This window comes from Shimia aestuarii, from assembly GCF_900114635.1.
GTDB lineage: Bacteria > Pseudomonadota > Alphaproteobacteria > Rhodobacterales > Rhodobacteraceae > Shimia > Shimia aestuarii.
Map to the genome: position 1 here is coordinate 956414 of NZ_FOTQ01000001.1, position 25609 is coordinate 982022.

The 25609-nt window shown below is 60.8% G+C and carries 24 protein-coding genes; 12 read left to right on the forward strand and 12 right to left on the reverse strand.

Going from position 1 to position 25609, the window contains the following annotated elements; translation table 11 throughout:
* Position 1 precedes the first annotated feature (1 nt).
* The 3 genes from BMZ35_RS04840 to BMZ35_RS04850 form a co-directional block, all read right to left on the reverse strand.
* Positions 2–463, reverse strand: a complete 462-nt coding sequence (locus BMZ35_RS04840) for a RidA family protein (RefSeq protein WP_093091399.1) — start codon at positions 461–463, stop codon at positions 2–4.
* 78 nt (positions 464–541) lie between these two features.
* On the reverse strand, positions 542–1843 hold the full coding sequence (locus BMZ35_RS04845; protein ID WP_093091400.1) for an HlyD family type I secretion periplasmic adaptor subunit: 1302 nt from the start codon (positions 1841–1843) through the stop codon (positions 542–544).
* On the reverse strand, positions 1840–3573 hold the full coding sequence (locus BMZ35_RS04850) for a type I secretion system permease/ATPase (protein WP_093091402.1): 1734 nt from the start codon (positions 3571–3573) through the stop codon (positions 1840–1842). The genes BMZ35_RS04845 and BMZ35_RS04850 overlap by 4 nt, the downstream gene beginning before the upstream one ends.
* A gap of 214 nt (positions 3574–3787) precedes the next feature.
* Here BMZ35_RS04850 and BMZ35_RS04855 point away from each other — a divergent pair, with 214 nt between their 5' ends.
* From BMZ35_RS04855 to BMZ35_RS04865, 3 genes are all read left to right on the forward strand, one after another.
* Positions 3788–4534: an MlaA family lipoprotein gene (locus BMZ35_RS04855; protein WP_242654696.1), complete on the forward strand. Its 747-nt coding sequence runs from the start codon at positions 3788–3790 to the stop codon at positions 4532–4534.
* Positions 4524–5129: an MlaC/ttg2D family ABC transporter substrate-binding protein gene (locus tag BMZ35_RS04860; RefSeq protein WP_093091404.1), complete on the forward strand. Its 606-nt coding sequence runs from the start codon at positions 4524–4526 to the stop codon at positions 5127–5129. Before BMZ35_RS04855 ends, BMZ35_RS04860 begins: the two co-directional genes overlap by 11 nt.
* A 70-nt stretch (positions 5130–5199) precedes the next feature.
* Positions 5200–5619, forward strand: coding sequence for an ACT domain-containing protein (locus BMZ35_RS04865; protein WP_093091405.1), 420 nt, complete (start codon positions 5200–5202; stop codon positions 5617–5619).
* A gap of 2 nt (positions 5620–5621) precedes the next feature.
* Here the strand turns inward: BMZ35_RS04865 and BMZ35_RS04870 are convergent, their stop codons facing one another.
* Positions 5622–7796 (reverse strand): transglycosylase domain-containing protein, encoded by a 2175-nt coding sequence (locus BMZ35_RS04870; protein WP_093091407.1) that lies wholly within the window; start codon positions 7794–7796, stop codon positions 5622–5624.
* A 260-nt stretch (positions 7797–8056) separates the two neighbouring features.
* On the opposite strand from BMZ35_RS04870, the gene BMZ35_RS04875 reads away from it, so the two are divergent.
* Together BMZ35_RS04875 and BMZ35_RS04880 are read left to right on the forward strand one after the other, a co-directional pair.
* Entirely contained in the window at positions 8057–8395 is a 339-nt protein-coding gene (locus BMZ35_RS04875) for a P-II family nitrogen regulator (RefSeq protein WP_093092572.1), read from the forward strand.
* A gap of 25 nt (positions 8396–8420) precedes the next feature.
* Entirely contained in the window at positions 8421–9758 is a 1338-nt protein-coding gene (locus tag BMZ35_RS04880) for an ammonium transporter (RefSeq protein WP_093091409.1), read from the forward strand.
* A gap of 92 nt (positions 9759–9850) precedes the next feature.
* On the opposite strand, the gene BMZ35_RS04885 is transcribed toward BMZ35_RS04880, so the two are convergent.
* Entirely contained in the window at positions 9851–10195 is a 345-nt protein-coding gene (locus BMZ35_RS04885; protein WP_131814328.1) for a hypothetical protein, read from the reverse strand.
* Positions 10196–10395: 200 nt separating this feature from the next.
* Between BMZ35_RS04885 and hemP the strand changes: the two genes are divergently transcribed.
* On the forward strand, positions 10396–10554 hold the full coding sequence (gene hemP / locus BMZ35_RS04890) for a hemin uptake protein HemP (RefSeq protein ID WP_093091413.1): 159 nt from the start codon (positions 10396–10398) through the stop codon (positions 10552–10554).
* Positions 10555–10711: 157 nt separating this feature from the next.
* A complete protein-coding gene (locus BMZ35_RS04895; protein ID WP_165610002.1) occupies positions 10712–11632 on the forward strand; it encodes a hypothetical protein in 921 nt (306 codons plus the stop codon).
* 54 nt (positions 11633–11686) lie between these two features.
* Here BMZ35_RS04895 and BMZ35_RS04900 read toward each other — a convergent pair whose 3' ends face one another.
* The 3 genes from BMZ35_RS04900 to BMZ35_RS04910 all read right to left on the reverse strand — a co-directional run bounded on the left by BMZ35_RS04900 (position 11687) and on the right by BMZ35_RS04910 (position 14097).
* A complete protein-coding gene (locus BMZ35_RS04900) occupies positions 11687–12871 on the reverse strand; it encodes an amino acid aminotransferase (protein WP_093091417.1) in 1185 nt (394 codons plus the stop codon).
* Positions 12871–13728 carry a 3-mercaptopyruvate sulfurtransferase gene (gene sseA / locus BMZ35_RS04905; protein ID WP_093091419.1) on the reverse strand — a complete coding sequence of 286 codons (858 nt, stop codon included), beginning with the start codon at positions 13726–13728 and terminating at the stop codon, positions 12871–12873. Before sseA ends, BMZ35_RS04900 begins: the two co-directional genes overlap by 1 nt.
* Positions 13729–13821: 93 nt before the next feature.
* A complete protein-coding gene (locus BMZ35_RS04910; protein ID WP_093091421.1) occupies positions 13822–14097 on the reverse strand; it encodes a hypothetical protein in 276 nt (91 codons plus the stop codon).
* 144 nt (positions 14098–14241) lie between these two features.
* Between BMZ35_RS04910 and BMZ35_RS04915 the strand changes: the two genes are divergently transcribed.
* Positions 14242–14982: a hypothetical protein gene (locus BMZ35_RS04915; RefSeq protein ID WP_093091423.1), complete on the forward strand. Its 741-nt coding sequence runs from the start codon at positions 14242–14244 to the stop codon at positions 14980–14982.
* Here BMZ35_RS04915 and smpB read toward each other — a convergent pair.
* A complete protein-coding gene (gene smpB / locus BMZ35_RS04920) occupies positions 14965–15447 on the reverse strand; it encodes an SsrA-binding protein SmpB (protein ID WP_093092574.1) in 483 nt (160 codons plus the stop codon). The two genes, BMZ35_RS04915 and smpB, sit on opposite strands and share 18 nt — an antisense overlap.
* A 138-nt stretch (positions 15448–15585) precedes the next feature.
* On the opposite strand from smpB, the gene BMZ35_RS04925 reads away from it, so the two are divergent.
* Complete coding sequence (locus BMZ35_RS04925; protein WP_093092576.1) at positions 15586–16692, forward strand: THUMP domain-containing class I SAM-dependent RNA methyltransferase; 1107 nt, start codon at positions 15586–15588, stop codon at positions 16690–16692.
* Here BMZ35_RS04925 and BMZ35_RS04930 read toward each other — a convergent pair.
* Both BMZ35_RS04930 and BMZ35_RS04935 read right to left on the reverse strand, forming a co-directional pair.
* Entirely contained in the window at positions 16668–19625 is a 2958-nt protein-coding gene (locus BMZ35_RS04930) for an error-prone DNA polymerase (protein ID WP_093091425.1), read from the reverse strand. The genes BMZ35_RS04925 and BMZ35_RS04930 overlap by 25 nt on opposite strands.
* A 158-nt stretch (positions 19626–19783) precedes the next feature.
* The gene (locus tag BMZ35_RS04935; protein ID WP_093091427.1) at positions 19784–20743 is read right to left on the reverse strand and encodes an L-malyl-CoA/beta-methylmalyl-CoA lyase; all 960 of its coding nucleotides are present in this window, start codon (positions 20741–20743) and stop codon (positions 19784–19786) included.
* Positions 20744–21062: 319 nt separating this feature from the next.
* Here BMZ35_RS04935 and dgcN point away from each other — a divergent pair, with 319 nt between their 5' ends.
* The 3 genes from dgcN (at position 21063) to BMZ35_RS04950 (ending at position 24067) form a co-directional block, all read left to right on the forward strand.
* A complete protein-coding gene (gene dgcN / locus BMZ35_RS04940) occupies positions 21063–22064 on the forward strand; it encodes an N-acetyltransferase DgcN (RefSeq protein WP_093092578.1) in 1002 nt (333 codons plus the stop codon).
* A 54-nt stretch (positions 22065–22118) separates the two neighbouring features.
* Entirely contained in the window at positions 22119–23096 is a 978-nt protein-coding gene (dgcA, locus tag BMZ35_RS04945; RefSeq protein ID WP_423227745.1) for an N-acetyl-D-Glu racemase DgcA, read from the forward strand.
* Positions 23097–23206: 110 nt separating this feature from the next.
* Positions 23207–24067, forward strand: coding sequence for a D-amino-acid transaminase (locus tag BMZ35_RS04950; RefSeq protein ID WP_093091429.1), 861 nt, complete (start codon positions 23207–23209; stop codon positions 24065–24067).
* Between the two features lie 158 nt (positions 24068–24225).
* Here BMZ35_RS04950 and hisD read toward each other — a convergent pair whose 3' ends face one another.
* On the reverse strand, positions 24226–25527 hold the full coding sequence (hisD, locus tag BMZ35_RS04955; RefSeq protein ID WP_093091431.1) for a histidinol dehydrogenase: 1302 nt from the start codon (positions 25525–25527) through the stop codon (positions 24226–24228).
* Between the last annotated feature and the right edge of the window lie 82 nt (positions 25528–25609).

Sequence of the window (25609 nt, forward strand, 5' to 3'; positions counted from 1 at the left end):
TTCATGCGATCTGGAAAATGCCTTCGATCTCCACCGCAACGCCCAATGGAAGCGCCGCCGCAGAAACGGCTGAGCGCGCATGACGCCCCTTATCGCCCAGCGCCTCGACAAGGAAATCCGACGCCCCGTTGATCACCTTGGGTTGCTCAGTGAAATCCGCGGTCGAATTGACGAACCCGGTCAGCTTGACCACCCGCACCAAGCGCTCAATATCCCCGCCACAGGCGGCCTTGAGCTGGGCCAACAGGCCAATGGCACAGGTTCGTGCCGCTGCAGCACCGGCGTCGACGTCCATGTCATCACCCAGCTTGCCCTGGATCAGGCCATCCGCATTCATCGAAATCTGACCCGAGATATAAACGATGTCTCCCACCTGGACGAATGGAACATAGTTTGCCGCAGGCGCGGGCGCGTCCGGCAATGTTACACCCAGTTCTGCAAGTTTCGCTTCGATGGCACCCATTTCAGTTCTCCCAATTCTGCAATTCGCCGCGAACGCTAGAGGGCGACGACGATTATGGAAACCCCAAAATGCTTCGAATCAACCCTCTCTGAAGGCCCTGCTGAAATAGTCCGTGAGCGGTTTGATGAGATAGGCCAGCGGCGTCCGGTCTGCGGTACGCAGGTACGCATCCACCGGCATGCCGGGGATCAATGACACGTCGGCCGGCAGTTTGTCGATTTCCCCTTCCCGAATGATGATTTCCGCCCGGTAGTAATCGGAGCGTGTTCCTTCGTCCTGAAACGCATCCGCGGAAATCAGAACCACTTCGCCCAACAATTCAGGCGTTGTGCGCTGGTCGAAAGCAGAGAAGCGCAACGAGACCGTTTGTCCCGGGAAGACCTGATCGATGTGAATAGGCGGCACGCTCACCACCACCACAAGAGGGCGGTCCTGAGGGACGATAAACAGGATCGAATCTGCTGGCCTTATCACCGAACGCGGGGTCGTTACGCGCATCCCGAGCACGATCCCTGCAACCGGCGCCCGAATCTCCAGCCGCGAAATCTTTTCGACAAGGTTCCTGCGACGTTCGCCAAGTTCGACCTCACGATACCGCAAGTCCCGCAGCCTGGTGATCGCGTCTTCCCGCCGTGATGTGACCAGGCCGAGTATGCCAAGCTCGATTTCTGTAATGCGCCCCTCGGCCTGCGCACGCTGTGCCGTCAACTCGCCGACGCGCCCGGCGAGCCCGGCTTCTTCGCGTCTCAGGTTCAAAACACGGGCCGCCTGCGCAAGCCCCTTGTCCAAGAGAGCCTGCTGATCCTCCAACTCGTCCCGGATCAGTTCGAGTTGCGTGGTCAAAGCCGTGCGTTGCGCATCGATTCCCTCGATTTGGTTGACGATCTGCTCACGGCGCTTGGTCAATTGATCCACTTCCTGCTGAAGCGTTTCCTGACGCGCTTGGAACAGTCGGACCTGTCCATCAACCAACCCCTGTATCTCGGGACCAAGTTCAGCATTTTCGACAAGTTCACTGTCAAAGACGATCTCTTCGAGGCCATCGCGTTCGGCTTCAAACCGCCCGCGTCGCGCCATGAGTTCGAAAAGCTGGCTCTCCGTCACAGCCAGGTTGGATTTCAACAATGCGTCATCCAACTTCAAAAGCAGCTGGCCAACCTCGACGAGATCCCCTTCATCGACAATCATTTCGGACACGACACCACCGTCCGGGTGCTGAACTACCTGCCGATTACGGTCGACCTCGACACGACCCGAGGCGACAATAGCTCCGGAGATTTGCGTCGCGACGGACCATGCACCAAAACCGCCCAGCAAAAGGATCAAGGCGAAACCACCAAGGGCAAGTGGCCCCCACGCACTCCAAGATTTCTTGCTCACCTTACACCTCCCGGCCCGGAACTGTCCTTGATCTGCTGGTAATTCGTGAGAACCTCCCGCATGACTTCTTCACGCGGCCCAAAGGCGCGTTTCGCCCCGGAATCAAGAACAAGAAGCGTGTCGCACTCCTGAATAGCTGCTGGCCGATGGGCCATGATGAGAACCGAACGCCCATCTTCCTTTGTGGCGCGTATCGCTCTGTTGAGCGCCAACGATCCTTCGTTGTCGAGATTTGAGTTTGGTTCATCCAATACGAGGATAATCGGATCTCCATACATCGCGCGCGCCAAACCGATCCGCTGCATTTGCCCGCCCGAGAGCCGCCCACCATGCGTTGCAACTGGCGTGTCATATCCATTGGGCAGTTTCAGGATCATTTCGTGGGCATCAGCGCGCTGCGCCGCCTCAACCACTTTCTTCGGATCCAGATTTGGGTCAAATCGCGCAATATTCTCTGCCACGGTCCCGTCGAAGAGTTCCACACGCTGCGGCAGATATCCAATGTAACGCCCCAGGTCCGCGGGATCATAATGTTCCAACGCAGCCCCATCCAGGCGCACCTTGCCGCCAGCAGCGCGCCAAACGCCGGTCAGGGCGCGTGCAAGGCTCGACTTCCCGGCTCCGGATGGGCCAATCACCCCTACAGCCTGTCCGGGTGCAACTGAAAAGCTGACCATGCGCAGCGACGCTTGCGGCTCACCCGGCGGAAGAACTGTGAGCTGGTGAACATCGAGTTTTGCAGCCGGTACCGGAAGCTTTGTGCGCGGCACCTCGGGTGGAACTTCGCTTAGCAATACACCAAGGTTGTTCCAACCGGTGCGCGCCCGCTGAACCAGAGTCCATTGGTTTACCGCCATTTCGATCGGAGCCAACGCCCGCCCCATCAGGATCGAACCGGCAATCATGGCCCCCGGGGTCACCTCCCCCTTGAGTGCCAGATACGCACCCAAACCCAACATCGCCGACTGCAGGAACAGCCGGAATGTCTTTGTAGAAACCAGGAAAGCGCCCCCGACATCGGACGCGGCAACCGTCGCCCTAAGAGACTCGTCGCGCGCTTTTTGCCATCTTTCGAAAGTGGCATTCTGCATACCCATGGCACGCACCATCTCGGCTTCCGATTGTATCTGCGCGGACATCTTTTGCGCCCTGTGAGAGGTCGATCCGGCACGAGCCACGGAACGTCGTGTCGCAAACTGGTTTGCAACGGTGGTGAGGATCAAGATGCCGCCCCCTACGATCGCCAGAACACCAAGCCAAGGATGGAACAGAGAAATCCCGAACAAGAAGACAGGCGTCCACGGAATGTCAAAAACCGTTGTCAGGACCGGAGAGGTCATCAGTCGTTGTACGGATTCGAGATCGGCAAGACCAGTTTCTGCTTTTTCCGACTGCCCGAAGACCGACCTGCGCAAAACCGCATCAAAAACCCGCTTGTCCAGCCGGGATTGGAAACGCGCGCCAACCCGCGCCATGATCCGGCCCCTGGCGAAATCCAGAAGCCCCATCATTGCGAACAGAAAACCGACCAGAATTGCCAGTGCGAACAGGGTTTCCTCCGATCGGCTTCCAAGAACTCGATCGTAGACTTGCAGCATGAACAGCGGCCCAGTCAGCATCAGGAGATTCACGAAGAAACTGAAGATGCCGGCGGCCCAATATAACCCCCTGCTCTCCCGGCGCGCGGCGCGCAGTTCTTCAAAACCTCTGCCTGAATGTGGTATTGCCATCAATCAATCCTTGTTGCTGTGTCCAGCCCCCACTTCCATTTTGGCACGGGAAGGGCCGACACCCTGTAAAAAACCTGTTTCCATTCTGCCACAGCAGTATGGTAAGCCAATGACCCTATTTGGGGTCCTGCCCTGAATGCATTAAGTGTCACGTATTCGTTAGTAATAGAGAAATACCCTCGTGTCATCTCGTCAAAAACCGGCTCTGAACCGATTGATCCGTCCAATCCTCATCTGCGGCGCCTTGGCGCTTGCAGGCTGTGCCTCCAATAACGAGGTGAGCCGCTCCGGGATCTATGATCCCTACGAAAAAGACAACCGGCAAACGCACGAGTTCAACAAGGCCGTGGACAAATACCTGTTCTCGCCAGCGTCTGATGGCTACGGGTCGATCTTTCCCGCACCTGTGCGTCAGAGCTTCTCGAATTTCGCGGACCATCTCTCGCTGCCCAATGACGTGATCAACCATACGCTTCAGGGCGATATCGATGCTGCGGCTCTCACGACGGTGCGGTTCGTGGTCAACACGTTCTTCGGAATCGCGGGCTTTTTTGACCCGGCCACCGAATTCGACATCGCGCGTGAAGATACGGATTTCGGAGAAACCCTGCATGTCTGGGGCGCCGCCGAGGGGCCATATGTCGAATTGCCCTTCTTCGGCCCGTCGACATCACGCGACGCGGTCGGGCTCGTTACCGATATCATCATGAACCCCTTCGTAGTGCTGTTCCAGGATCCGACGCAATATATCGGCGTCGTTGCCTACGTGGTGGATGCCATGGGCAACCGCTATGACTACGATACGACCATCGATTCGATCCTGTATGAAAGCGCCGACAGCTATGCGCAGGCACGGATTCTTTATTTGCAGAATCGCCGTCATACGCTTGGAGTGGAGGGAGAAGATACTTATCTAGATCCCGATTTTGACCCTTACGAGGATCCATACGATGATTTCTGAGCTGTCCCGCCGCACTTTTGTGACTTGTCTTTCCGCCACGGCTCTAGTCGGTGCGGCTCCTGGCGCGGCGCTGGCTCTGAACGACGCACAGGCCAAGGCGCTGATCGACAAGGTCGTCGCCGACATCAACCGCGTGATCAACTCCGGCAAATCGCTGAACGCGATGATCAAGGAATTCGAACGTATCTTCGTCAAGTATGGCGACGTTCCGATCATTGCGCGCTCGGCCCTTGGCGCGGATGCCCGCCGCATGAGCAGTGCGCAGCTCAATGCCTATACCAAGGCGTTTCAGGGCTACATGGCGCGCAAGTACGGGAAGCGCTTCAACGAGTTCGTCGGAGGTAAGATCGACGTTCAGGGCAGCCGCAAGGTCAAGAGCTTCTACGAGGTCAAATCCACGGTCAAGCTGCGCGGCCAGGCGCCCTTCGAGGTCAACTTCCTCGTTTCGGACAAGTCCGGCCAGGACAAGTTCTTTGACATGATCATCGAAGGCATCAGCCTGCGCCTTTCCGAAAAGTCGGAAATCGGGGCCATGCTCGACAAACGTGGCGGTGACATCAACGCCCTGATCGCTGATCTTCAAAAGGCGGGCTGAGCACTTATCGCGCCTTGCCTGCGAACCCACCGCCTGCAAAGCTCCTGTTTGACCGAACAGGAGCTATTTCATGTCGCAACGCGCCCATACCGCCCATGAAATGATCTCCGGCATGTCACCAGAGCCCATGGACGGGACATACGTGTTTGTCACCACGACGGATACCGAACTGGCCACGGTCCTCACCGAAAACGCATTGGCACTTTATCGAGAAACCGAGGGCATCTCCCTGATTATTCCGGTCTCAGTGGCCGCCGAGGCCGGTTTCGCGGTCGATCAGCCAATGCGGTGCATCACGCTCAATGTCTATTCCGCGCTCGATGGCGTCGGCCTCACCGCTGCCGTGGCCACCGAACTGGCGGCTGTCGGTATTCCCTGCAATATGGTTGCCGCCTACAATCACGACCATGTCTTCGTGCCCGAAACCTTGCTGGAGCGCGCACTCGCCTCCCTGCAGGTGTTGCAATCAAGGGCGCAACAAGGCTGCTGACCCTAGTTGCCGCCAAGAATATCGTTGAACACACCGTTCAAGATGTCATCCAGACCCTTTTTCTTCTTTTTCTTCTTCGGCTGAGGCTTCGGCGGTTCAGGGGTAAAGGCTGGCAGAGGTGTCGGTTCCAGCCCTTCGTGAACACGCACCATGACTTCCCGCCAGATTTCTGCAGGCAACCCGCCCCCAGTCACCCCGGTCAAAGGCGTGTTGTCATCATAACCCATCCAGACACCTGCCACGTATTCGTTGGTAAAGCCGATGAACCACGCATCGCGCGCCGCCTGTGTGGTGCCGGTCTTGCCTGCGACCTGCCAGCCGGGAATCTGGGCCCGACCGCCAGTGCCTTCGCTGACAACCTTTTCCATCATCCAGATCAACTCCCGCGCTGCCGCGTCTGAAATCACCCGCTCACCGATCCCGCCACCGGTTCCCATCAGGGGCGTCTCCTCGCCCAAAAGGCGCAGTTCAACGAGGCCATAGGGCGTCACGGACGACCCCCCATTCAGGATGCCCGCATAGGCCCCCGTCATTTCAAGCAGACTGCTTTCCGATGCTCCCAGCGCAAGCGCCGGTCCTGCCGCCAGATCGCTTTCAATACCGAACATGCTGGCCACGGTGCGCACATTCTCGCGTCCCGCCTGTTCCGACACCTTGACCGCCGGGATATTCAGCGAATTCTTCAATGCAAAGGTCAGCGTTACTTCGCCATAGTGCTTTCCGGTGTAGTTCTTCGGGCACCATTGCCCCGACCCCGGGATATTCATGCAATAGGGCGCATCCAGAACCATGTCATTAGCATGCTGCCCAAGATCCAGCGCTGTGGCATAGACAAAGGGCTTGAAGGCCGACCCGGTCTGACGCTTGGCCTGTGTTGCCCGGTTGAACGCGCCCGACACCTTGGTGCGGCGTCCGCCCACCATGGCCCGCACCGCGCCGTCTGCGCTCATCACCACGATCGCCGCCTGTGCCTTGGACCCTTCGCGCACTTTGTTTTCGAAGACCCATTTCAGACCTTCTTCCGCAGCCGTCTGGATGCGCGGATCCATCGTGGTCTTGAGGATCACGTCCTCGGTGGTATTTGCACCAAAGAACTCGGGGACACCGTCGCTCATCAACCAGTCTGCAAAGTACCCACCCGCGCGCGCCTCAGCAGCCTCGGACAGCTCCGCCGGATGGCTCTGCCAGCGTTTCGTGTCCTTGTCAGACAGGTACCCCTGCTCGTTCATCAGGCGCAGCACCGTGGCCGCGCGATCCTGCGACCGCTGCAAATTGGCCGTTGGAGCCAAAGATGACGGCGCGGTCAGCAGCCCCGCAATCATTGCACCTTCTGCCGGGTTGAGATTCGCCGACGGTTTACCAAAATACCGCTGCGATGCGGCCTCGGCCCCATAGGCACCCGCCCCCATATAGGCCCGGTTCAGATAGACCGACAGGATCTCGTTCTTGGAGTACTTGGCCTCCATCGCCATCGCGTAGATCGCTTCCTTCGCCTTGCGCCAAAGCGACCCACGGCGACAATCGCTGACATATTCCGCCTCGTTCTTCCATTCCGATGCATCGTATTCCACGCCAAGACACATCAGCTTGGCGGTCTGTTGCGTGATCGTGGACCCACCATGCCCGCTCAAAGGCCCACGTCCTTCGCTCAGGTTGATCCGCACCGCACCGACGATCCCACGCGGGCTGACTCCAAAGTGACGATAGAACCGCTTGTCCTCGGTGGCGATCACCGCGTTCTTGAGGTGTTTGCTCACCGTGTCCGCCGTCACCACGCCGCCAAACTGGTCACCGCGCCACGCAAAGACCTGATCACCGCGGTCCAGCAATGTCACCGACCCACGCGCACGCCCGTCCAAAAGCTCCGTCACATCCGGCAAGGTCATGTAGACATAGCCGACCGCCATCCCCAGAAGCAGCACCACGACCAGGCTGATCCGCCAGGTAAACGCCCAGACAATCCCCCAGATCCAGCGCAGGATACCAAGGAAAAAGGCGACGATCGGATTGCGTTTTTTCTTCGAAGCCCGAGTCGGCTTGCGCTTGGCAGTAGCTTTTTTCGGCGCAGCCTTGCCCTTGGCGGCCGGTTTGCGCGTCGCACGCGACGGCTTCTTGGCCGCGCTCCCATGGCGTCTTTCCGCCACGAGGGGCGGTCTCTTACGTCCTGAATCACTCATACTGCTGCTCTGCCCGGCACGTTCTTTTGCCCACACAATACCTGCATTCCTCGGACTTGTTGAGCCATCCAGTCATCAGAATCCATCCGCTGATCGACTATTTTTTAGGCAACCAACCTTTTCAGCCCATTTTTTGTGCGTTTTGCTTCGAAAATGCGGCGTCTCCGGGCGCCGAGACTTCGATTCCCGGCCTCACACAGGTTTTTCTGCATGTGCAAAATACGCGAGGGGACGCCTCGCCATCTGAAAAGGGGAACAAGGTGAAACTCATCATTGCAACGATCAAACCGTTCAAGCTTGAGGAGGTTCGCGAAGCGCTGACCGACATCGGCGTGCGCGGCATGATGGTCACAGAGATCAAGGGCTTCGGCTCTCAGTCCGGCCATACAGAAATCTATCGCGGCGCGGAATATGCCGTGAACTTCGTGCCCAAGGTCAAGCTTGAGCTGGTCGTTCCGGCATCCATGTCCGACCAGGTCATCGAAACCATCACCAAAACCGCCCAGACCGGCAAGATCGGCGACGGCAAAATCTTCGTGCTCGACGTGCAGCAGGCGATCCGCGTGCGCACCGGCGAAACCGACGCAGACGCAATCTAAGCGTCCCAGGGGAAGGAAAACACTCATGAAAACCCTTACGAAACTCGCCCTGCCCGCCGCGCTGATCGCGCTGCCGGCCATGGGCATGGCCGAAGAAGGTCCGGTTCCCGGCGTGAACGCCTCGACCGACACGGTCTTCATCCTGAACTCGGTGCTGTTCCTTGTGGGCGGCTTCCTCGTGTTCTGGATGGCAGCAGGCTTTGCCATGCTCGAAGCCGGGCTCGTACGCTCCAAGAACGTGACCATGCAGCTGATGAAGAACGTTGCCCTGTTCTCGCTGGCGGCCATCTTCTACTACCTGATCGGCTACAACCTGATGTACCCGCTCGGAACCTGGTCGGTTGACGGTATCCTGTCGGGCGTCTGGGGTCCCGGTGTTCTCGAAGCAGTTGGTGTTTCGGCGGCAGATGCCGACGATTACTCCTACGCCTCGACCGGCTCGGATTTCTTCTTCCAGCTGATGTTCTGCGCCACCACGGCCTCGATCGTGTCAGGTACGCTGGCTGAACGTATCAAGCTCTGGCCCTTCCTGATCTTCGTGATCATCCTGACCGGTATCATCTATCCGCTGCAGGCATCGTGGAAATGGGGCGGTGGCTTCCTCGACCAAGCAGGCTTCCTCGACTTCGCTGGCTCGACCGTTGTGCACTCGGTGGGTGGCTGGGCCGCTCTGACCGGCGCGCTGATCCTGGGTCCGCGTATCGGCAAGTATAACAAAGATGGCAAGACAGTGCCGATGCCCGGTTCGAACCTGACCCTCGCAACGCTCGGTACGTTCATCCTGTGGCTTGGCTGGTTTGGCTTCAACGGCGGCTCGCAGCTGGCCATGGGCACCGTGGGGGACGTTGCCGATGTGTCGCGCATCTTTGCCAACACCAACACGGCAGCCGCTGGTGGCGCAATTGCGGCCATGATCGTCTCGCAGCTGATGTTCAAAAAGCCTGACCTTACCATGACCCTGAACGGCGCGCTGGCCGGTCTCGTGTCGATCACCGCAGAACCGCTGACGCCTTCCCTCGGCGCAGCTACCCTGATCGGCATGATCGGCGGTGTGATCGTGGTCTTCGCCATCCCGATGATGGACAAGCTCAAGATCGACGACGTGGTTGGCGCGATCCCGGTTCACCTGATCTGCGGCATCTGGGGCACCATTGCCGTGGCCTTCACCAACTCGGACGCTTCGATCGGCACCCAGCTTTACGGCGTGATCGTGGTCGGTATCTTCACCGTGGTTGTCTCGGGCGTGGTCTGGTTCATCCTGAACGCCATCATGGGCCTGCGGGTCGATGAAGAGACCGAGATCAACGGTCTGGACATGGCCGAGCTTGGGATGGAAGCCTATCCGGAATTCACCAACGGCTAATCCCGCCGCTCAATTCTGAAAAACAAATGAGGCCCGGGCTCCCCAAAGCCCGGGCCTCTTCGTGCGAAACGTCTTCCGCACGGGCCGTCCCGTCAGGCGCAAGCGCCCTGTGGCCGCATTTCCAGGTGCACGTGCTTTCGCAACTCGGCAATCAACTGGGCCTGCGCCATGCGCTCGCCGGGGTCGGTCAACTGCATCAACCGCGCTTGTGCGGTAACGATCTGCCGGTTGAGAAGCCCAATCAAACTGTCCCTGCGCGTGTTCGAACGGACATCTTCGTGCGACCGGGGCACCGCCGCCAGACGCAAGGCACCGTCCGGGCGTTCAGCCAGCTTCAAAGCTCTTTGAATAGCGTGATGCATCTGTTTGCGCATCTGAAATCCTTCCCGACCCGGCATCGGGTCCTTGTCTTCATGCCATGTCTTGTTAGCGGTCATATGGGAGCGCATCCGTCGTTTTTCAGGGGCAAAACACAGTCGTGACAGGAACTCACAAAAGATTGACGCCTCCGGTCAAACAGCCCCCTCCGACAAACGGACACTTCAACTTGACATATCTGACTGTTTTTGTCAGTTTATTTGCAACAGCCACCCGACAGGGAAGCCAACAATCCAGACCATCACTGAAAGAGGCTCGCATGACGGTGCACCAGCCATTTGCCCCGACCACCAACCTGACCCCGATCCACGATGCAACGCGCCTGACCGGCGACAATGGCCTTGCCCATATTCAGCTTGGCGACCAGCTCTATACGCTGCGCATTACCCGCGCCGGAAAGCTGATCCTGACCAAGTGAGCGCAGGCGCGACACATGCGCCCGGCCACATAAGATACTCACGCGACTTAACCCTCCCTTAGATATTTGACGCCACCCTGAGCGCAATTCTTTGCTGGGATTGAGTTTCATGGAGTTCTGGTTGCGCAACATCAAGGCTGTCATCTGCGCATGTCTCGTGAGTGTCCTCCTCGCGCAAACAGCCTTGGCGCGCTGCGGCCTGCCCGATGATGTCATGCACCTGTGGGAGCAATTGGAGACCGCCAGCGCCATCTCCGGTGCAGATCAGGCGGCCTGGGCTCACCGGCTCTCGAACGCATCGGGCCGGGTCGACATGGGCGCCGTGAGCAAGAAACTCTTCTCCGTCGGAATGCCAAACAGCCGCACGCAGGTGGACGTGCTCTTGCGCGAGGCGCAGAGGTTCGGGGGCGACAGGGACTGGTTCGATCGAAAACAGCTGCGCCGCCAGCTCGACCTTGTTGAACAGTTGGACATCCTTGTTTGCAAACTGGAAACCTCCGATGGCAGGTCCGGCGACCGGACGGAGCCCGAAAAGGTCGGCAAGTCCAACGCACAGATGCCCCTGCCCCGCCAACTCCTTGATTCAGAGGGCATGTTGAGAATGGGGGTGCTTCTCGGGGTCGTAGCCCTGATGATCCTCCTGATCTTCGCGATCAGAGTGGCCTTTGACTGGGCCTATGCCGTCACCCACAACCGTCGCAGCTGCCGGATACAGGCCGTCGTCGAATCGGGGCTGGACGTGATCGACGGACACATCACCATTCTCGGGCGCAAGGGGTGCCGTTTCCAGCCGGTCAACGAAGGCGCCTATGCCCGGCTCGAGCAAACGGCCCAGGCCCGATACGTAACACTCTATGTCAGTGATCACGCTTTCCCAATGCTGATCGACGGGACATATGGCCATTTCGCCGCCCTCTATTTCAATGTGCCGCTCAGTCGGGAAGGACAGGGAACCCTGCTAGGGTATTCGTCGATGACCCCCAGATACGTGCCCCGCAGCAAGACCACTGCACGGACACGCAAGAGCAAGCAGGCGGACAGGGCTCATTCGCCACACGGCTCGCGCGCCAGCGGATAAGAAAGGGCGCCTCGCAAGGCGCCCGGTCCAATCGGTATAGCGTGTCCGCGCAGATCAGATTCCAGCGTCAATGATCGCCTTGGCCAGAACCGGCACGCTGTGCGCATTCAGACCGGCGATGTTCAGACGGCTGTCACTGACCATGTAGATCGCGTGATCCGCGCGCAGGATTTCCACTTTGTCCGGCGTGGTGCCGATCTGGCTGAACATGCCGCGGTGCTGCGCGATGAAACCGAAACGGTCCGACCCGGACAGCTTCTGCAGCTCATCCGCCAATTGCTGACGCAGCCCCAGCATGCCCAGACGCATCTCTTCCAGCTCCGCCATCCAATCGGCTTTCAATGCCGGGTCGGTGAGGATTTCCGTCACCACCCGCGCCCCGTGGTCGGGCGGGAAGGAAAAGTTCTGACGGTTGAGGTGGTTCAGGTTGCCCTGCGTGACCGCCGTGTTCTCGGCCTTCTCGCCAATCGCAATCAACAAACCCGTGCGTTCGCGATAGATGCCGAAATTCTTCGAGCAGCTCGCCGCGATCAGCAACTGGGGCACCGAAGACGCCACCAACCGTGTCGCCGCCGCATCTTCTTCGAGACCGTCACCAAAGCCCTGGTAGGCGATGTCGATCATCGGCAGACAGCCCTTGTCGTTGATCAGGTCGATCACCGACTGCCACTGCGTCAGGTTCAGGTTGGCGCCGGTCGGGTTGTGACAGCAGCCATGCAGCAGAACCACGTCATTCGACGTCACATCGGCCAGGTCTTCCATCATGCCTTCGAAATCCACCGCCCGGGTCTCGGTGTCGAAATAGCGATACTTGACGACCGGAATACCCAGATAGCCCAGAATGCTCACGTGGTTCGGCCATGTCGGGTCAGACACAAAAACCCGCGCATCCGGATTGGCCATCTTCACCAGTTCAAACGCCTGACGCACGGCACCGGTGCCACCCGGGGTCGCCACTGCCGCCAGCCGCGCGCGGTCCACACTGTCCGCCAGCAAAAGATCACACATTGCTTCGGAGTAGGCCGGGTCTCCGGCCAGACCGACATAGGACTTGCTGGTCTGCTCCTCGACCAGCTTGCGCTCGGCCGCCTTGACGGCGCGCATGACCGGAGTCACGCCCTCGGCGTTTTTATAGACCCCCACGCCAAGGTCGATCTTGGTCGGGCGCGGGTCTTCGCGGTAAAGGGCCATCAGGCCAAGGATCTTGTCCTTGGGCTGTTCTTTCAGATTGCTGAGCATCATGCTTCTCCCGTGGCAATGGGCAAAGTGGGGAACGCCCCCCACTCGGTCCAGGAACCGTCATAAATCGAATAGTCGGACTTGCCGAAACGCTCCATGGCAAGCGCGAGAACACAGGCCGTCACACCAGAGCCACAGGATGTGATCGCCGGCTTGGAAAGGTCCACCCCGGCCGCCTCGAACGCCGACTTGAGGGTGTCCGGATCCTTCATCGTACCGTCGTCGTTCAGAAGCACGGCAAAGGGGACGTTCTTCGACCCCGGAATATGGCCCGACCGCAGCCCCTCGCGCGGTTCGGGTGCCTCTCCGCGAAACCGCTCGCCGCTGCGCGCGTCAATGATCTCGTAATCGCCAAGCTTGCTGGCGGCAGCGACCTGCGTGACATCTTTGACAAGGTGATTCTGACGGCGCACCGTCATGTGACGATCGCGGATCACCGGCGGCATGTCCTCGATCGGTCGCCCCTCGGCCTTCCACTTTTCGAACCCGCCGTCCAGCACGGCCACGTCGTTCTGCCCCATCAGCTTGAACAACCACCACACCCGCGCCGCCGAAAAGGCGCCGTTGGTGCCATAGACCACAACCTGATGACCGTCACCGACCCCCATGGCGCGCATCCGGCTCATGAACTTTTCGATCGGCGGCACCATATGCGGCAAGTCGCTGCGCAGGTCGCTGATTTCGTCAATGTCAAAGAAACGGGCGCCGGGAATGTGCTCGGCGTCATACTCGGCCTTGGCGTCACGATTCTCGGCCGGCATGTGCCAGCTTGCGTCGATCACGCGCAAATCCGGGTCCTTGAGGTGCTTGGCCAGCCATTGCGTGGAAACAAGCGTTTTGGGATCGTCCTGTGCCATGTTTGCCCCCGGGGTCAGAGTCGATCTCCTGCCTACTACCGGGGGCGCAGCGAGGCAAGGGTGCGGCGCCTGTTAAGCGCCGCACTTATTGTCCTATTTGGACAGCGCATTGCGTATCACGCTCACAAGCGCCAGAACGACGCCGCCGCCCACACCACCGCTGGCGATCTGACCGATGATCCCGGCAATATCCATGCCGCCCCCGGCCAGCCCCCCGGCGCCAATCATGCTCAGCAACTGACCGCCAAGCCCGCCTCCTAGGATCCCGGCAATCGAGTTGATCAGCACGCCCTGATCGATCTTGCCGACCAGCTTGCCCGCCGCATTACCGCCAAACGCTCCGGCCAGAAGCGAAATCAAGAGTTCCATGTCATGTCCTTTTTGTCATCCACAAGTGATCTGGTAACGCGCTTTGTCGCGTATACTCGTTATGGTCACACAGTACGGGCCGTTCACAGCTGTGGCAGCGGGAAAACCTTGCCGCCATTCCCCGCACCCAATACAGGAGCGCCGATGACCGCCCGCAACAACGACATCGTTCTCATCCTCGGAAGCGGCCCCCAGGCCCCCCATAGCCGCAACTGGAACAGAAGCCAGTTCTCGGACATCGTCGCTATCAACAACGCGTGGAATGTGCGCCCGGACTGGACCCACCTGATTCACCCGGAAGATTTTCCGCCCGACCGACGCCCCTCAGAACTGGCTCCGGGCCAGCGCATGGTCGACCATACCGAGTATGTCCCGCAAACCAACCGTTTCGGCGGCATGGTCTATGCCGGGGGAACGATGGCATTCACGGCCGGGTACTGGGCGCTCGGGGCGTTCCAACCGCGAATCCTCGCGTTCATGGGCTGTGACATGGTCTATCCAAGTAAGGGAAGAACACATTTTTATGGAACCGGCACCGCCGATCCGCTGCGCGATGACCTTACGCTGCAAAGCCTCGAAGCCAAATCCGCTCGCCTCTGGTTCATGGCCGCCGAACAGGGATGCCTTTGCGTGAATCTGTCGACCGCGCCCAGTCGCCTTCTGTTTCCCCGCGCGGCTCCCGCAGAACTGGCGGGCCTGCCACGGATCACAGCGCCACATCCCAAGGTGACAGCCCCGGCGATTCTGAACGAATTGAAACTGGGGTATACAGCCCCTGACGGACGGTATTGGGAACAGCGCGACCAATATGACGCGACCGAACTGGCGCGCATCGACGCCCTGTGGCTCGACGCATGGGGGGCGGCCTCAGTCGCCGTGGCGTAGCAGGCGCTGTTTCTGACGGCCCCAGTCGCGCTTGGCCTCGGTGGCGCGCTTGTCGTGGTTCTTCTTGCCCTTGGCGATGCCGATCTTCAGCTTCACCAGCCCTCTGTGGTTGAAATACATGACCAACGGCACCAGCGTCATGCCCTTGCGTTGGGTCGCATTCCAGAGGTTTGTCAGCTCCTTGCGGCTGACGAGAAGCTTGCGCTTGCGTCGTTCAAGATGAGAAAACATGGCCCGCTCGTAGGGCGCAATGTAGGAATTGACCAGCCACAGCTCGCCGTCTTCCACAGCCGCATAGCTTTCGGCAATATTGGCGGATTTTTCGCGCAGAGATTTGACCTCCGACCCGCTCAGGATGATGCCGCATTCAAGGTCATCTTCGATCGCATAGTCGTAGCGGGCGCGCCGGTTCTCGGCGATCACCTTGTAATTCGGGTCCGTGCTCTGTTTCTTTTTCTTGGCCATGGTCGGGATGGGATAGCGTGCGGCGCGCGTGGTGTCCATGGGGGTTCGGGGCGCTGCCCCGTCTCAGCAAGCTGAGACTCCCCGGGGTATTTTTGGAAAAAGAAAGACATGGGTGGCCATTGCGGCTATGGAGGCGCGATGAAGAAGTTCGAGATCTTTCTGGTGGCCCCGCCGGGGCTTGAAAAAGCGCTTGCCGAAGAGGCGCGCGCGGCGGGGTTTTCCAAACCCAAGATGATGCCCGGTGGCGTCCGCTTTCGCGGCAACTGGCAGGATGCGTGGCGCGCCAATCTGGAGCTGCGCGGCGCGGTGCGTGTGCTTGCGCGGCTGGGTGGGTTTTCCGCCATGAGCCTTGGCGCGTTGGAAAAGCGGGCGACTGATTTTCCGTGGCTCAACGTGCTGCGCAAGGATGTGCCGGTGCGGGTCGAGGTAACCTCGCAGAAGTCCAAGATCTATCATCAGGGCGCCGCCGCCGAGCGGATCGAAAAGGTTCTGCGCGAGGCGGTTGGCATCCCGGTCGCGGCGGATGCGCCGGTATTGCTCAAGACCCGGATCGACGACAATGCCGTGACCTTCAGCATTGATACCTCGGGCGAGAGCCTGCACAAGCGCGGCCATAAAGAAGCTGTGGCCAAAGCGCCAATGCGCGAAACCATGGCGGCGCTGTTCCTGCGCCAGATGGGGTTTGACGGGCAGGAACCTGTGCTGGATCCGATGTGCGGTTCGGGCACATTCGTGATTGAGGCCGCCGAGATCGCCGCAGGATTGAAGCCGGGCCGGTCCCGATCTTTTGCCTTTGAACACCTGGCGGGCTTTGACGCCGCCGCATGGCAGGAGATGCGCGCGCAAGGCCCCGCAGCCTCCCCCGCGGTGCGATTCTATGGCTCGGACCGCGACGCTGGCGCCGTGGCGATGAGCACCGCCAATGCCAAGCGGGCCGGGGTCGCCGACTGGACCCGGTTCACCCAAGGCAACGCCTCCGAGATCACGCCGCCCGACGGTCCGCCCGGTCTTGTGATCGTCAACCCGCCCTATGGCGCGCGGGTAGGCAACAAGAAACAGTTGTTTGGCCTCTATGCCGGGCTTGGGCGGGCGTTGCTTGAACGTTTCTCTGGCTGGCGCGTTGGCATCGTCACCACCGATGGCGGGCTGGCGCGGGCCAGCGGTTTGCCCCTGCGCGAGCCGGGGCCACCGGTGGCGCATGGGGGTCTTCGGGTCAAGCTTTACCGCACCGATCCGCTGCCCTGAACCTGCGGGGCAGGAACACCGATTGGCGGCGTCAGCAGATCCCGCAGCAATGCCACCGGATGGCGGCGCAGGGTCAGCCGCATTGCCACGTAATCCTCGACCACCTGCTCCCCCTCGCTCATCTCGGGCAAGAGCGCGGCCGGCTCCACGATCCCCTCGCCATCCATGTCCCCGGCAAACAGCGGCAGCGGCTTTTCGGCGGTGATCGCCTTGGCCTCCCATAGCGCCTCGCGCCGCTTGAGCCCCAACCCGGCAAAGCTGTCCGCCTCGGCCAGCAGGGTCAGCACATGCGGTGCCACCCCGGCCCGCCGCCAGACATCCTCGACCGTCAGATAGCCATTGCCCCGCGCCGCCGTGATCCAGCGCGCATCCTCTTCCTTCAACCGCCGCACCTGCCGGAACCCAAGCCGCAAGGCCAGCCCCCCGCGCCCGTCCGGTTCCATCACGTTGTCCCAATAGCTTTCGTTGATATCCACCGGGCGCACCTCGACCCCATGTTCGCGCGCATCGCGCACGATCTGGGCCGGTGCATAAAACCCCATCGGCTGCGAGTTCAGCAAGGCGCAGGCAAACACCCCCGGATGGTGGCACTTGATCCACGCGCTGGCATAGACCAACAGCGCAAAAGACGCCGCGTGGCTTTCGGGGAAGCCATAAGAGCCAAACCCCTCAATCTGGGAAAAACAGCGCGCAGCGAAATCTTCGTCATAGCCGTTCTTCTTCATCCCCCGCATGAAGCGATCGTGAAATTCGCTGACTGACCCGTGTTTCTTGAAGGTCGCCAGCGAGCGGCGCAGGCGGTCGGCCTCTTCCGGGGTGAACCCGGCGCCGATGATGGCGATCTGCATCGCCTGTTCCTGGAACAATGGCACGCCCAACGTCTTGCCCAGCACCTCGCCCAGCGCATCCGACGGGAACGTCACCTGCTCCTCGCCATTACGCCGCCGGATATAGGGGTGCACCATGTCGCCCTGAATGGGGCCGGGTCGGATGATCGCCACCTCGATCACCAGATCATAGAAATTGCGCGGCCGCATCCGGGGCAGGAAATTCATCTGTGCCCGGCTTTCCACCTGAAACACGCCGATACTGTCCGCCGCACACAGCATGTCGTAAACCGCCGGGTCCTCGGGCGGCAGGCTCGAAAGCGTGAAACGCTGCCCGAGATGCAGCTCCATCAGGTCAAACGCCTTGCAGATACAGGTCAGCATCCCAAGGCTCAGCACATCAACCTTCAGGATGCCCAGCGCGTCGATATCATCCTTGTCCCAGCAAATGACCGTCCGGTCTTCCATCGTCGCGTTTTCGATCGGGACCAGCTCATCCAGCCTCCCCTCGGTGATGATAAATCCCCCGACATGCTGGGACAGATGGCGCGGAAACCCGATGATCTCGTGCACCAACGCCATGGTGCGTTGCAGCTGCGGATCACGGGGATCAAGGCCGATCTCGCGCATCCGCGCATCTTCCACGCCCCGCGCGCTGAAAAACCCCCAGAGCTGCGAAGACAGCGCCGTGATCGTGTCCTCGCTCAGCCCCATGGCACGGCCCACTTCGCGGATGGCGCGCTTGCCCCGGTAATGTACCACCGTCGCACACAGCCCCGCGCGGTGGCGGCCATAGCGCTCATAGATCCACTGGATCACCTCTTCGCGCCGCTCATGTTCGAAATCCACGTCGATATCGGGCGGCTCGTCACGCGCCTCGCTGACGAAGCGCTCAAACACCATGGTGCCGATTTCGGGGCTGACCGAGGTCACGCCAAGGCAATAACAGACCACCGAATTGGCCGCGCTCCCGCGCCCCTGACACAGGATGTCGCGGGACCGGGCAAAGGCCACCACATCGCGCACGGTGAGGAAATAGGGCTCGTAGTTCAGCTTGGCGATCAGGGTCAGTTCGTGTTCGAGCATGCCCCGCACCTTGTCGGGTGCCCCGTGCGGATAGCGCCAGCGCAACCCCTCATGGGCCAGCCGCCGCAAACGCTCGCTCGCGGTCTCACCGGATGCCACTTCACTGGGATATTCATAGCGCAACTCATCAAGCGAAAAGCCACATCGGGCCGCAAGTGCTTCGGTCTGCGCCAGCGCCGCTTCATACCCCTTGAAAAGCTGCGCCATTTCGCCCGCACTACGCAGGCGCTGCTCTCCATTGGCCAGCGCAGCGCGCCCCAGTTCCGCCACCCGGCATCCCAGCCGCACCGCGCTCAGCACATCCGCCAGCCGCCGCCGTCCACCGTGATGCATCATCGGCGCGGCCGTCGCGACCAGCGGCAGGCTGAGCCGTGCCGCCTCCTCGGCCCGCGCGGCAAAACGGGCGGCATCCTCGCCATCATATCCCGGCGTCAGCGCAAGCTGCATCCGCCCGGCAAAGCGGCGCGTCAACCGGGGCAGATGCCGCGCCCACCCGCTCGCGCCGCACGGCGGCCCCGCCAGCTCCCCGACATCGCCCTGTGCCCCCGGATGCAGGATCAACTGCAGCCCCTCACCATGATCCAGCAGGTCAGCAAGGGTCAGCCTGCAACGCCCCTTCTCTGCCCTGAGCCGCCCCTTGGACAGAACCCGGCACAAGCTGGCCCAGCCCACCCGTGTTTCGGGGAGCGCGGTAACCGGCGGCGCATCCTCAAACACCAGCCGCGCGGCCGGGATCAGCCGGGGCGTGGCATAGATCGGGGCGCTGTCCGGCTTTGGCGCATGGTCGGGCCGGGGTGGCCCAATCAGCCCCACCTCCCGGTCAAACGCCAGCCTCTCGCGCACCTTGCGTGAAATCTCACGCGCCTGCGCATGTGCCCGCACAATCCCCGCCACGCTGTTCACATCGGCAATCGCAATCGCCTCCAGCCCCGCCATGGCGGCCCGGCGCATGTATTCCTCCGGGTGCGACGCCCCCGTCAGAAAGGTGAAATTGGACGTGATGCAAAGCTCGGCAACCATGGTGAATCAAGATAATATTCACCTTTTGTTCTTATTGCGAGTCACATTCCCGGTCATGCGTGCTGCAAGGACGGGATTGGGTATTTGGGACCATTGAGAAGAGGCTCAAACGAAAAACGGGGCCGAAAGGGCCCCGTCTATGCGCATGTCTGTCCTGATCAATCGGCAGCAATCAGCTCGGCCTGTGCCACGATCACCTCGGCCTGCTTGATCGAGGCGATGTCCACCAGGCGACCCTTGTAAACCGTGGCGCCTTCGCCATTGGCCTTGGCCTGTTCCATCGCGGCGAGGATTTCGCGCGCTTCGGTCACGGCTTCCTCGGAGGGGGTGAACACCTCGTTGGCCAGCGCGATCTGCTTGGGGTGGATGGCCCATTTTCCGACCATGCCCAGCGTCGCGGACCGTTTGGCCTGCGCGATAAAGCCTTCGTCATCCGAGAAGTCACCAAACGGCCCATCAACAGGCAGAACGCCATGGGTCCGGCAAGCCGCGACAATCGCCGCCTGCGCCCAGTGCCACGGGTCAGACCAGTGCTTCTGGCCTTCGTGGATCATGTAATAGTTTTCCTGCGTGCCACCGATCCCGGTGGTCTGCATCCCCATCGAGGCCGCAAAGTCAGCCGCGCCGAGGCTCATCGCTTCAAGGCGGGGCGAGGCGGCGGCAATGGCTTCGACATGGGCAATCCCGGCTGCCGATTCGATGATCACTTCAAAGGCAATCGGCTTCGCGCGGCCCTTGGCGCGCTCAATCGCCGTGACCAGCGCATCCACCGCATAGATATCTTCGGCGCAACCGACCTTCGGGATCATGATCTGGTCCAGACGGTCGCCTGCCTGTTCAAGCAGGTCGACAACGTCGCGATACCAATAAGGCGTGTCGAGCCCGTTGATCCGCACAGACAGGGTCTTCTTGCCCCAGTCAATCGTGTTGATCGCCTCGATCGCGTTGGCGCGGGCCATGTCCTTGTCGCTCGGCGCGACCGAATCTTCGAGGTCGATGTTGATCACATCCGCCGCAGAAGCGGCCATCTTGGCGAACAGCTTGGTATTGGAAGCCGGGCCAAACAGCTGGCAGCGGTTGGGGCGGGCCGGGGCGGCGGGCTGGATGCGGAAGCTCATGTCTGTCTGGCCTTTCGGTAATGAAATTGCGTCAGGGTCTGGCGTAGCGGTATTAAATTGCGCGCCCCGCTGCAAGTGGAATCTGTGCGCCTGCGGCATGATCACGCCGCGCCGCAGAAGAAATAGGGCAATCTTGCTGAGCCATTGACAGATTCCGGGATAATGACCCCACGTTAAGAAAAATTCTCCCGCAAAATTCGAAGTTCTTCGAATTTTCTTCCAGTCACGCAGGCATTCGACGCAGCTTAACAAGATAATTTCGCGACCGCTGGGCAAAACTGCCATTCAAGAAACATGATTGGGGAACTGCGCCATGTCGATGATTGAAACTCCGTACCTGCTTTTCCTGGGCGACGCCCCGGACCAACTCGCCGCAAAAGTTGCCATCGGTATCAAGGACTGGCGCCCTGAGAACGCCGTTGGCCAGTTCCGCATGGAAGGCTGCAAGGCAGATGTCGGCCTCACCGACATGACGCTGGTCGAAGCCCGCGAAGCCGGTGCCAAGACGCTGGTGATCGGCGTGGCCAACCGTGGCGGGGTGATCTCTCCCGAGTGGAAAAAGGTTCTCGTTATGGCGCTCGAAGAGGGTTTCGACCTTGCCTCGGGCCTGCACAACCTGCTGCGCGACGAACCTGACCTCGTGGCCGTGGCAGAAGCAACGGGGCGCAAGCTGCATGACGTGCGCGTGCCCGAAGTCGACTACCCGATCGCCAATGGCAAGAAACGCCGCGGCAAACGCTGTCTCGCCGTGGGCACCGATTGCTCGGTCGGCAAGATGTATACGGCGCTCTGCATGGATGACGAAATGCGCAAGCGCGGTATGAAGTCGACCTTCCGCGCGACGGGCCAGACTGGCATCCTGATCACCGGCGACGGTGTGCCGCTTGACGCCGTGATCGCCGATTTCATGGCCGGGTCCGTCGAATGGCTGACCCCGGACAATGACGACGACCACTGGGATCACATCGAAGGTCAGGGCAGCCTGTTCCACGTCTCCTATTCCGGTGTGACCATGGCACTGATCCATGGCGGTCAGCCGGACGCTCTTGTTCTTGCCCACGAGCCCACCCGCGAACACATGCGTGGCCTTCCCGAATACCAGCAGCCCTCGCTGCCCGACCTGCGCGACATGGCGCTGGCGCTGGCCCGTGTTGCCAACCCGGCCTGCCAGGTGATCGGCGTTTCGGTCAACACGCAGCACATGGGTGAAGACGAAGCCAAAGCTTATCTCGCCGCAATCGAAGCCGAGATGAACCTGCCCGCCACGGACCCATTCCGCTTTGGCGCAGGCAAGCTGGTGGATGCGCTCGCCGCCGTTTGATAGAAGGTAAGGCCGGGGGCGCTGCCCCCGGACCCCCGGAGTATTTTTGGCAAAATGAAGGAGCAGGTTGTGGAGATTTCGGTCACGGCTGATGTGTTCAAACTGGCGCAGGTATTCACCATTTCGCGCGGCTCGCGCACCGAGGCCAAAGTGCTGACCGTGCGGATTACTGAGAATGGCGTGACCGGATGGGGCGAATGCGTGCCCTATGCGCGATACGATGAAACTCTCGCAAGCGTGACCGCCGAGATCGAAAGCGTCAGCGGCCCCGTGACGCGGGAAGGGCTCTACACCCTGCCGGCAGGGGCTGCCCGCAACGCGCTGGACTGCGCGCTTTGGGACCTCGAAGCCAAGAAGGCGGGCAAGCGGGTTTGGGACCTGGCCGGGCTGCCCGCGCCGGGGCCGGAGATCACCGCTTACACCCTGTCGCTGGACACCCCCGAAAAGATGCGGGAACAGGCCGCACAGAACGCCTTTCGTCCGCTTCTGAAGATCAAACTTGGCACGCCCGACGACATGCCCCGCCTTGAAGCCGTGCGCGCGGGCGCCCCGAAATCGACCATCATCGTCGATGCCAACGAGGGCTGGTCCGCCGCCGTCTATGCCGATCTTGCGCCGCATCTGGTGCGCCTTGGCGTGGCCCTTGTGGAACAGCCCCTGCCCGCGGGCGAGGATGACGCGCTTCTCGGCATGGAGCGCCCGGTGCCTGTCTGCGCCGATGAAAGTTGTCATGACCGCGCCAGCCTTCCGGCACTCAAGGGCAAATATGATGTGGTCAATATCAAGCTCGACAAGACCGGCGGCCTGACCGAGGCTCTTGCCCTGCGCGAGGCCGCACTGGCTGAGGGCTACAAGGTCATGGTCGGCTGCATGGTTGGCTCAAGCCTTGCCATGGCGCCGGCAACGCTGGTGGCCCAAGGCGCGATGATCACCGATCTGGACGGGCCGCTTCTGCTGGCCGAGGACCGCGACCAACCGCTGCTGTTTGACGACGCGGGCGTGCACCCCCCGCAGGCCGATTTGTGGGGGTGATCGGAACCGGGCCACACCCAGCGCGCCAAGGCGACCTGCGTTGACAAACCCCGCGTTTGCGCCAAAACAGACGGCGCAGCGCAAAACCCTAGCAGAGAAGACTGAGAGACATGACCAGAACCGTATACGTAAATGGCGAATACCTGCCCGAAACCGAAGCCAAGGTTTCGATTTTTGATCGCGGCTTTCTCTTTGCAGACGCGGTCTATGAAGTGACATCGGTCCTGGACGGCAAGCTGATCGACTTTGATGGCCACGCCGTGCGCCTGCAGCGTTCGCTGGACGAGCTCGAAATGGCAAGCCCCTGCTCCAAGGAGGACCTGCTCGAAGTCCACCGCAAGCTGGTGGAACTGAACGGAATCGACGAAGGTCTGATCTACTTGCAGGTCACGCGCGGCTCGGATGGCGATCGCGATTTTGTCTTCCCTTCGGAAGACACCCCGCCAAGCCTCGTGCTTTTCACTCAGAACAAGCCCGGCCTCGCCGACAGCCCTGCCGCCAAGAAGGGCGCCAAGGTCATCTCGATCGAGGACATCCGCTGGGGCCGCCGCGACATCAAGACGGTGCAGTTGCTCTACCCGTCGATGGGCAAAATGATGGCCAAGAAAGCCGGATGCGACGACGCATGGCTGGTTGAGGATGGCTATGTCACCGAAGGGACATCCAACAACGCCTATTTCGTGAAGAATGGCACCATCGTGACCCGCCCGCTCTCCAATGACATCCTGCACGGCATCACTCGCAAGGCGGTGCTGCGCATGGCTCAGGAAGCCCAGATGAAAATCGAAGAGCGCCTCTTTACCATCGAGGAAGCCCAAGGAGCCGATGAAGCTTTCACCACGTCGGCCAGCGCCTTCGTGATGCCGGTCATCGAGATTGACGGTGTGCAGCTTGGCGATGGAACGCCCGGTCCGATCGCACGCCGCCTGCGCGAGATCTATCTGGAAGAAAGCCGCAACGCCGCAGTTTGAAGACAAGGTGGGAGGGGGCCAGCCCCCTCTTGAGCCTGCTGGCTCAATTCACCCCCGGGGTATTTCGAACCATTGAGAAAAGCATGCCATGCTATTCTCAATGGTAGTGAGTACCACGGGGGGAGTCGCAGCTTGCTGCGGCGGAGGGCAGCGCCCCATTATTTATTCAACCCGTCTAGACGTGCGCGCACGCTCAGCCCATGCGCCTCAAGGCTCTCCGAGATGGCCAGCGTCTCAGCGGCCGGCCCAATCGCGCGGAGCGCTTCGGGTGTCATTTTTGACAAGGTCGTGCGTTTGATGAAGTCCATCACGCTCAGACCGGACGAGAAACGGGCGGACCGCGCTGTCGGCAGCACATGGTTCGGCCCACCGACATAATCCCCGATCGCTTCCGGTGTGTACTGACCCAGAAAGATCGCGCCCGCATGGGTAATATCCTCAGCCAGCGCATCAGGGTCTGCGACACAGAGTTCGAGGTGCTCGGGCGCGACGCGATTGGACAAATCGGCAGCAGTCTTCAGGTCAGGTACGGTGATCACCGCGCCATAGTCGCGCCAACTGACCCCGGCGATGTCCCGCCGCTCCAGTGTTTCAAGGCGTTTGTCCACCGCCTGCGCAACCGCCTGCCCAAAGTCTTCATCATCCGTGATCAGGATCGACTGCGCGCTTTCATCATGTTCGGCCTGGCTCAGAAGGTCGAGCGCGATCCAGTCCGGGTTGTTATCCTTGTCAGCGATCACGAGGATTTCCGACGGCCCCGCGATCATGTCGATCCCGACCTTGCCGAACACGCGCCGTTTGGCCGCTGCCACGAAGGCGTTGCCCGGCCCGGTGATCTTGTCCACCGGCGCAATTGTGTCTGTGCCATAAGCCAAGGCGGCAACCGCCTGCGCGCCACCGATCCGGTAAACCTCGTCCACGCCTGCCAGCCGCGCAGCCAGAAGCACAAGGGGATTGGCCACGCCGTCCGGTGTCGGCACCACGATGGCCAGCCGTTCGACTCCGGCGACCTTGGCTGGAATCGCGTTCATCAGTACCGAGGATGGATAAGACGCAAGCCCCCCGGGCACATACAGACCTGCGGCGGATACTGGGGTCCAGCGCCATCCCAGCATGGCGCCGGTTTCCTCGGTCCACAGCGCATCTTCCGGCATTTGGCGCGCGTGATAGGCGCGAATGCGTTCCGCCGCCAACTCCAGCGCTGCGCGATCTTCGTCGTTCACTTCGGCGCAAAATGCGTCGATGTCCGCATCCGAAAACCGCAGCGTGTCCGGCGTCAACTCGAGCCGATCAAACTTCGCCGTCAGCTCGATGACCGCCGCATCGCCACGGGCGCGCACATCGGCGATAATGTCGGCCACAACAGCGTCCACATCCGGGCTGTCTTCGCGCTTGGCCCCCAGAAGGGCCGCAAAACGGGATTCGAAATCAGGTGCGTTGGCGTTCAGGAACTGGGGCATCGGGCTCTCCTTTGATGCGCTCATACCGCTCCGACGCCCGGGTCTCAAGCGCCACGTCGCCGCGAAGAAAGCGCGAAAGGGC